The sequence below is a fragment of the Colwellia sp. 5_MG-2023 genome, from assembly GCF_030547795.1.
Lineage (GTDB): Bacteria > Pseudomonadota > Gammaproteobacteria > Enterobacterales > Alteromonadaceae > Colwellia.
This window is the reverse complement of sequence record NZ_JAUOPW010000050.1, coordinates 1-4,554: the sequence shown is the minus strand read 5'-3', so window position 1 is coordinate 4,554 and position 4,554 is coordinate 1. Positions and strand designations below refer to the sequence as shown.

Annotated in this window: 3 protein-coding genes, 4 tRNA genes, 1 rRNA gene and 1 pseudogene; all 9 read left to right on the top strand. The window is 35.2% G+C overall.

Features of this window, described 5'->3' with window-relative positions:
• Positions 1 to 200 precede the first annotated feature (200 nt).
• Positions 201 to 315 (top strand): 5S ribosomal RNA (gene rrf, locus Q4496_RS17755).
• Positions 316 to 1,053: 738 nt separating this feature from the next.
• The gene (murB, locus tag Q4496_RS17750; protein WP_303610957.1) at positions 1,054 to 2,097 is read left to right on the top strand and encodes a UDP-N-acetylmuramate dehydrogenase; all 1,044 of its coding nucleotides are present in this window, start codon (positions 1,054 to 1,056) and stop codon (positions 2,095 to 2,097) included.
• A 4-nt stretch (positions 2,098 to 2,101) separates the two neighbouring features.
• Positions 2,102 to 3,082, top strand: coding sequence for a bifunctional biotin--[acetyl-CoA-carboxylase] ligase/biotin operon repressor BirA (gene birA / locus Q4496_RS17745; RefSeq protein ID WP_215974140.1), 981 nt, complete (start codon positions 2,102 to 2,104; stop codon positions 3,080 to 3,082).
• Positions 3,076 to 3,810, top strand: a complete 735-nt coding sequence (locus Q4496_RS17740) for a type III pantothenate kinase (protein WP_303610956.1) — start codon at positions 3,076 to 3,078, stop codon at positions 3,808 to 3,810. Before birA ends, Q4496_RS17740 begins: the two co-directional genes overlap by 7 nt.
• A gap of 138 nt (positions 3,811 to 3,948) precedes the next feature.
• A tRNA-Thr gene (locus Q4496_RS17735) sits at positions 3,949 to 4,024 on the top strand.
• Positions 4,025 to 4,067: 43 nt separating this feature from the next.
• Positions 4,068 to 4,152, top strand: a tRNA-Tyr gene (locus tag Q4496_RS17730).
• Positions 4,153 to 4,216: 64 nt separating this feature from the next.
• Positions 4,217 to 4,291 (top strand) — tRNA-Gly (locus Q4496_RS17725).
• A gap of 16 nt (positions 4,292 to 4,307) precedes the next feature.
• Positions 4,308 to 4,383 (top strand) — tRNA-Thr (locus Q4496_RS17720).
• 97 nt (positions 4,384 to 4,480) lie between these two features.
• Positions 4,481 to 4,554 (top strand): annotated as a pseudogene (locus Q4496_RS17715) (elongation factor Tu); the annotation flags it as partial.

Below are 4,554 nucleotides of genomic sequence, written 5' to 3'. Positions count from 1 at the left end.
GTAAGGGCTGTGAGGTCTTGAGCTAACTGATACTAATTGCCCGTGAGGCTTAACCATACAACACCCAAGTAGTTTTTTAGAGCTATGAAGTGCATTGTATGAAGACTGACATGAATAGAAAACACACGTACTTACGTGTTACTTGAATAAGAATAAAGAATAAAACGATATTTACAGCTTTCTAAGATTGAATTTTTTTGTTTAGCGACAATAGCGCTGTGGTACCACCTGACTCCATTCCGAACTCAGAAGTGAAACGCAGTAGCGCCGATGGTAGTGTGGGAGTTCCCATGTGAGAGTAGGACATTGCTAAACTTCTATTTAGAGAAGCCCGATTCGAAAGAGTCGGGTTTTTTGCTGTCTGGGTTTTCAATCTCTAGAGCAGAGTTTTTAACTCTCTCTCTATATCTTATATGAGTGTTCCCCATGCGCTACAGCAAGAATCAACGATGTCATCATCCCCTTTAAAGCATTGATTAGTGGGTTTATTCTGTCATATCAACTGCTCTTGGAGCCATGCTACACCATCAACAATAATAAGACATGTCTTCCTAATAATGTTCGTTCGGAAATTAAAGATAAGTGTTTTCTCATTACATCTATATTCATGCAAGGTGCATCTACTAATTTCAACAGTTTTATAATCTAATATCAGCTCAGATGAGAAACTATATATGGCTCAGAACTTGATAAAGTTAATTCTATGAAGTGATAGTGTGACTATGTTTAGTCGTTGTGGATGTTATTGTAAAAAAATGTAAAGTTATTACTTCTTTATATCGCTAAAAAAAGCAAAAAAAATGCATCTATAAAAATAGATGCATAAACATGAAACACTAAGGGATAACATAACTATTAAGTAAGAGTCCCTTTATCCTTTAAAGTTCAATTTAATTTACAACATTATTGTATTGTTCACGCTTTGAATAATAATACGAAAATAGTATGTGTTAGTTCGTGAGTGGATCTTTTATAGCTTAGTACTTGCTTTAACTGGTGTTGATATAAATATTCAGTACAATAACACTATCTAAATTGAATAATAGAATAGATATGAAATCAAGCAAGCAATTTTCTTTGCGAAAAAATAATAGTTTTAATGTGAAAAGTATTTGCCCAATAGTATATTTTCCGCAAACTCTATCTGATTTAGAGTCTTTACCTGATTTGTCGTTAAGTCCATTTTATATTCTTGGTGAGGGTAGTAATACTTTATTTGTCGATACTCAAGCACCTATTATCATTAAACCAGATTTTAAAGGGATCGATATTACTGAAACAACTGATAACTACTTTGTTCGAGTTGGTGCAGGTGAAAATTGGCATGAAGTTGTTTGTTTATGTATTAATAATGGTGTTTATGGTTTAGAAAATCTTGCGTTGATTCCGGGTAGCGTAGGTGCTTCTCCTGTACAGAATATTGGTGCTTATGGTGTGGAGCTGTCCGATTTTTGTGTAGAAGTGACGTGGTTTGATTTTTCAAGTAAAACTCTTACCACTTTAAGTAATCAAGATTGTTGTTTTTCTTATCGAGATAGTATATTTAAAAATGATTTACTTAATAAAGGTGTTATAACTGAGGTAGTCTTAAAACTCCCTAAGAAATGGCAAGCCAATTTATCCTATTCAGGTTTGAACGAATTACCTCTTGATACTAGTGCTCGTGATATTATGAATAAAGTTATCAGTTTACGACAAGCTAAATTGCCTGACCCTGATAAACTCCCGAATGCGGGAAGCTTTTTCAAAAACCCGATTGTTAGTGTTGATAAGCTGACTAGTTTAAAGAATATCTATCCAAGTATTCCATTTTATTCTCAAGATGATGGTACTGTAAAACTTGCAGCTGGCTGGTTAATTGAGCAAGCAGGTTTAAAAGGTTACTGTAAAAATCACGTGGGTGTACATCAGCACCAAGCCTTAGTATTAGTAAATCATGAAAGTGATTACGGTAAAGATATTTTAGCTTTAGCACAATTTGTTCAAAAGCAAACGTATAAAAAATTCGAAATACTACTTTCACCAGAAGTACGCATGGTAACTTCGCATGGAGAGCGAAAGTTTACAGATTTACCAATAGTTGATTGGGGTAAGTAACATTATGACAAAAGTAGTTAAAGAATACTTAATTAAAGCACTTTCAGGAGGGCAATTTGTTTCTGGCCAAACACTAGGTGAAGAATTAAATATAAGTCGTGCTGCTATATCAAAACATATCAAAGCACTAATTGATATGGAGTTAGATATCTATAGTGTTACAGGCAAAGGTTATAAATTATCTAAACCATTATCTTTATTAGATCATAGTAAAATTGTTGCAGCGATACCTAAGGGCAGTTTAATACCGACAGTTGAAGTTCATAGTTTAATTGACTCTACCAATAGTTATTTATTACGACGTTTACCAAATCAATTAACTCATGGGCAAGTATGTATTGCCGAATACCAAAGTGCAGGCAGAGGACGCCGTGGGCGAGAATGGGTCTCTCCGTTTGGTTCACAAATTTATTTATCGATCTATTGGCACTTAGAGCAAGGGTTATCTGCTGCTATGGGGCTTAGTCTAGTCACTGCATTAGCAGTTAGTGATGCAATTTATTCATCAACAGCAATTAATGTACAGCTGAAATGGCCGAATGATATTTATTTGGATGGTGTGAAATTAGCAGGAATTTTGATTGATCTAGAAGGACAAGCTTTAGAGCCTAGCCATAGTATTATTGGTATTGGTATTAATGTTGATATACCTCAACAAGCAGCAACTAGAATCAATCAAAAGTGGACAGATTTACAAAGCCATAGTGACACCAAAATAGATAGAAACTTATTAAGTGCTCATTTAATTTATCATCTATTACAAAGATTAGAGCAATATCAAAACGAAGGATTAGCTGGAATACTTGATGAATGGCACGCCAGAGATTTTTATAAGGATAAGAAAGTTAAATTAATAACGGGTGATCGTGTTACAAGAGGTATCTACCGAGGAGTTAATCCACAAGGCGCTCTACTTTTGGAAGTGGATGGAAAAGGACAGACCGTATATGGTGGTGAAGTCAGCCTTAGAGGTGATGAGTGTTAATATTATTGGATATTGGTAATACTAGGACAAAATTTTGTTTTATTGATAAGGGTATAAGAAGCGCGCAACAAGCGGTTTTAAATGATTTAATTTCAAATACCTTTTTAAATGATAATTTCCGAGGTGTAACAAAGCTTCTTGTTGCAAGTGTAAGTAATAAAGAAGTTACGGATAAAATAGATGTTTGGTGTCGAAATAATAATGTTATCTATCAGCAAATATATAGTGAAATAAAGAAAGGTAAGGTTAACTCTGGTTATAAAGATCCTAATCAATTAGGAGTAGATAGGTGGTTAGCTTTACTTGGTGGAGCTAAACGTTATCCAAATAAAAATATATTAATAATAGATGCCGGTACGGCAACAACAATTGATTTTCTAAAAGCTTCAGGACAACATCAAGGTGGTTGGATATTAGCAGGTATTAAGGTATTGATTTCAAGTGTTTTATCAGAAACTACACAAGTTAAAGCAAACCAAGTAGAAAAAGAAAGCTTAGTGTTTGGATTAAACACTTCTGAGAATGTACATAATGCTGCTTGGGCTGCAACAGTTGGAGCTATTCAACTCGCTATATCGAATATAGAAAAGCAAGGTGACATACTTGATGAAGTAATTATTACTGGTGGAAATGGTATATCTCTTGCGCGATTGATGGCGCATAAAACGACAATAATTACAGAACTGGTTTTTGATGGATTAGAGACTTATATAGAGCCGATAAAGTAATTTACTTAGTTGCTTTGGATAAAAAAACATCAAACACGCACTAAAGAATCATTAAAGTAAAAAAAACATCGATATTTTTGAAATTTGGACTTGCAAGGGACAAAACATTGCTCTAGAATTCGCACCACTTAATGTAGTGCCGACTTAGCTCAGTTGGTAGAGCAACTGACTTGTAATCAGTAGGTCGCCAGTTCGACTCCGGCAGTCGGCACCATTAATACTATTCACTATTAGTTAGTGATATAGGTAAATATACTGGAGGGGTTCCCGAGTGGCCAAAGGGATCAGACTGTAAATCTGACGGCTCCGCCTTCGGTGGTTCGAATCCACCTCCCTCCACCATATTTTTTAGATTTATTTTTGTAATGCAAATATAAATCTAAGCAGAGATAAACTGATAGAGTTAGCGGGTGTCGTATACTGGCTATTACCTCAGCCTTCCAAGCTGATGAAGCGGGTTCGATTCCCGCCACCCGCTCCAATCTTTGTACATGAATGCTGATATGGCTCAGTTGGTAGAGCGCACCCTTGGTAAGGGTGAGGTCGGCAGTTCGAATCTGCCTATCAGCACCATTCCTTAGATGACCCTATCTTTTTATTTCCTAAATTTATTTACTATATAAAGTAAACGTAAAATTAAACTTAATTCTATACCCAGAGGTATTTTAAAATGGCTAAAGAAAAATTTGAACGTAATAAACCGCATGTTAACGTTGGTACAATCGGTCACGTTGATCACGGTAA